This is a genomic window from Acinetobacter sp. ESBL14 (genome assembly GCF_036668815.1).
GTDB classification, from domain to species: domain Bacteria; phylum Pseudomonadota; class Gammaproteobacteria; order Pseudomonadales; family Moraxellaceae; genus Acinetobacter; species Acinetobacter gyllenbergii.
The window spans coordinates 1-467 of record NZ_JAZEVS010000039.1 but is presented as its reverse complement, the minus strand read 5'-3'; the positions used below and the strand labels follow the sequence as shown (position 1 = coordinate 467).

Sequence of the window (467 nt, the reverse complement as noted above, 5' to 3'; positions counted from 1 at the left end):
CTTTGGTCGCTACGTTATAAATGTCTTGACCATCAGCGCCTGTGGTTTTAGTCACTGTGACGTTCTTACCTTCAGTCACTTCGGTTTTCGATGCCGCTGCCGCTTTATCCAACTGGCCTTTGTTTACGGCATCACTTGGGGCTGCACCATCTGCTACATTGCTAATTGTATTCCCCGCAGCATTGATGCCATCTTTGGTAATACTTGGGCCATTGGTAATGGTCACACCATTGTCATTGATTAAGGTATCGCCCGCACGAACGCTATCGACATTTAAATCACGGTTTAATCCGTATTGGATGGTGTTGCCTTCTTTAGTAACGGTCAGGTTGTCTTCATTCGCAACTGTACCGATATCAACCGTGTCACCTGTCCTGATTGCACCCGCATTGGCGCCATTGCTTTGTAAGTTCCAGCCTTTATCCAGCTCTTCAATCGCTGCACCAACGTTGTTGCTTTCTACACCA

General features: G+C 47.1%; 1 pseudogene. It reads right to left on the bottom strand.

Annotated features, from left to right (window positions below):
* Positions 1-467: pseudogene (locus tag V6E90_RS21515) on the bottom strand (YadA-like family protein); the annotation flags it as partial.